The 1,870-nt window shown below is 72.9% G+C and carries 3 protein-coding genes; 2 read left to right on the top strand and 1 reads right to left on the bottom strand.

The genetic code is table 11. The features are described from left to right. Positions 1–329 (top strand): ATP-binding protein (locus AOK24_RS18790; protein WP_055721230.1); only part of this gene is annotated, 329 nt, incomplete at its 5' end. 88 nt (positions 330–417) lie between these two features. On the opposite strand, the gene AOK24_RS18795 is transcribed toward AOK24_RS18790, so the two are convergent. Beyond that, positions 418–933, bottom strand: coding sequence for a hypothetical protein (locus AOK24_RS18795; RefSeq protein WP_055721231.1), 516 nt, complete (start codon positions 931–933; stop codon positions 418–420). Positions 934–1,075: 142 nt separating this feature from the next. On the opposite strand from AOK24_RS18795, the gene AOK24_RS18800 reads away from it, so the two are divergent. Next, positions 1,076–1,870: hypothetical protein (locus AOK24_RS18800; protein ID WP_055721232.1), on the top strand; the 795-nt coding region annotated here is incomplete at its 3' end.

Genomic DNA, 1,870 nt, shown 5'->3' on the forward strand with positions numbered 1-1,870 from the left:
TCACCACCCTCCTCACCTCCTGGGGCCACCCCGCCCTCGCCCTCAACGCCGCCCTGATCACCAGCGAGTTGTGCACGAACGCGATCCTGCACGGCAGACTCCCCGGCCGCCTGTACCGCGTCGAGACGTCCCTCACCGCCAAGTCCCTCCGCATCGCGGTGACCGACCCGAAGGGCGAGGCCCTGCCGGAACACCGCACCCCGACCCCCGACACGACCACCGGCCGGGGCCTGCTGATCGTCCAACACCTCGCGAACCGCTGGGCAGTCGAGCACCTGACCGTCGGCAAGACGGTCTGGGCGGAGCTGGACCTCCCCGCCGGACACTGAACAGAGCCCTCAGCCGAGCCCAAGCTCGTCCGCGACCGCCGACCGCGCCTCGGCGTCCACCACCCGGCGAGGAAAACAGCCGCACCCCCTACGACGTCGGCAGGACAAGGTCGTACAAGCACTCCCGCGTACGCCGCACCACCGCCGCCTCCTCGCCATGGAGTTCCGTCGTCACGCGGAGCAACTCCGCGCCCAGGTGGGGGCGTTCGAGGTTGTCGGAGGGGATGGCGCGCCAGAGGCTGAAGGCGCGGCGGGAGGCCGCGGCGACGTCGGGGTGGTCGGCGCCCTGGATGGTCGCGCGGAGTTGTGCGCCGTGGAGGTACCAGGCGAGGCCGGTGGAGTGGTCGCCGGTGAGGGTGGCCAAGTAGCCGCGGACTTCGCGGACTTGGGCGGTGTAGAGGTGGAAACCGCCGTACTCGCGGGTCACGTCCTGGTCCAGCTTCTCCGCGAGGACCGCCGCGTCGGCCGGCTGCCCGGACTGCGCGACCTCGGCGACTTTCACGAGCCGCGCGCGGAGGGTCTCGGCGGAGAGCCCCGGCGGTGTGGACACGGACCAGAACTCGGGGGTCACCGTCCCCCACGGGCGGTACTGCGGCTCGGACATGGCTCCCTCGTACGGTTGGGTTCATCACTGGTTCGTACTGCTGCGCGAACCGTACCGCCCGCACATTCACACGATCCCCGCCTCCTCCACCCGCGGGCCAGCGTAAAGTCGCACGTCGGAGACGTACGGCGAGGGAGGGACGATGGGCACGGCACCGGTCGCGGTACCGCACCTCCCGATCGGCTCCCGCCTGCTCGTCCCGGTCCTCGCCGCGACGGGCGGCAGCGGCCGTACGACGGTGTCGCACCTGCTCGCGAAGGGGCTGGCCGGGGTCGCGGACACGGTCCTGCTGGACCTCGCGCCGAGGCTCGCGTCGTCCTGGCCACCGCACCTCGCGCCCCAACGGGCCACGGGGCTCGCCGTGTTGCCCCCGGACCAGCCCCTGACACGGACGGCGGTACGCCAGGCGTGCGCGGTCGGGGACACCGGCCCGCACATCCTCTCCGACACCCGCGCCTGGCACGCCCCGCCCCTCCTCGACCTCCCCCAACTCCCCACAGCTTGGTACCAGTTGGCGGCGATCGGCGGCTGGCAGGCGGTCGTCGCGGACACCCCGCACCCCCTGTCCCACGACCTCCTCACGGCCCGCCACACCGGCACCCGCGCCCTGACCCGCGACTGGTACGAACTCCCCTACGCGATCCCGGTGTTGTGCGCCCCCGCGACAGCGGACGGCATCCAGTCCCTGATCCAGGCGACGAAAACCCTGGACGCCGAGGCCCTCCCCCTGGCCCGCACGGTCATCGCCCTGGTCGGCACCTCGGACGGCCGCCTCCCCGCCCCCCTCCGCACAACCCTCACCACCGCGACCGACCGCGCCGCCGCGATCATCCACATCCCCCACGACACCCGCATCCGCACCCAGGGCCAAGCCACAGCCCACCCCCGCCCCCGCCTCCGCCACGCGACCACCCGCCTCACGGACGCGGTCCTGAAC

It is taken from the genome of Streptomyces niveiscabiei (assembly GCF_001419795.1).
GTDB classification, from domain to species: Bacteria; Actinomycetota; Actinomycetes; order Streptomycetales; family Streptomycetaceae; genus Streptomyces; species Streptomyces niveiscabiei.

Excerpts from the sequence above, each read along its gene's own strand:
- AOK24_RS18795 (WP_055721231.1), bottom strand. The coding sequence starts at position 933 with ATGTCCGAGCCGCAGTACCGCCCGTGGGGGACGGTGACCCCCGAGTTC.